Raw genomic sequence first — 554 nt, forward strand, 5'->3', positions numbered from 1 at the left:
ATTTTCTAACATCTCCGATCAGCGCCCTTCTTGCTACAGCATCTTCTGAAGACCATTCGATCAGTGCATAACCGTAGATTGTTTTTTTTGCGTTTGTCACCCTAACAGTAACAACACGAGTTGAATGGGCCGGAATATCAAATTCTTCCACTCCTGCACTTATATGAGTAGAGCTTCCGGAATTATTACCTGAGAGAACAATCAAATACTGTGGAACTTCATAACCATCATGATCATAGGGGGTAACTTTGCATTTTAGATCACTACCTGTGATATTACTCAAAAAAATATTGGTCCGATAAAATTTCTTATTGTTATCCCAAAACGTCATAAACGGAACCGTGATTCCACCCTGCGGAACAAAAGTTCCCTGCGCAAACACACCACTGCACATCAAAACAACCATAACTGCGGACATCAGGCCCGCGCGAATCAGTTTCATCATCTGTTTTCTCCTTTAGAGTTATAAAAAAAGCCGCACAAGCAAATACTTGTGCGGCTGACTGCTAATTTAGAAGGGCTGGCCGTTGTTGATTGGATAGGAAAAAGCATAT

At 41.2% G+C, this 554-nt stretch carries 1 protein-coding gene; it reads right to left on the reverse strand.

Annotated features, from left to right (window positions below; translation table 11 throughout):
• Positions 1 to 445, reverse strand: a 445-nt coding sequence (locus D0S45_20760) for a hypothetical protein (protein ID TIH06212.1), incomplete at its 3' end; no start/stop codon positions are given.
• Between the last annotated feature and the right edge of the window lie 109 nt (positions 446 to 554).

The organism is Marinifilum sp. JC120, assembly GCA_004923195.1.
In the GTDB taxonomy this organism is placed as follows: domain Bacteria; phylum Desulfobacterota; class Desulfovibrionia; order Desulfovibrionales; family Desulfovibrionaceae; genus Maridesulfovibrio.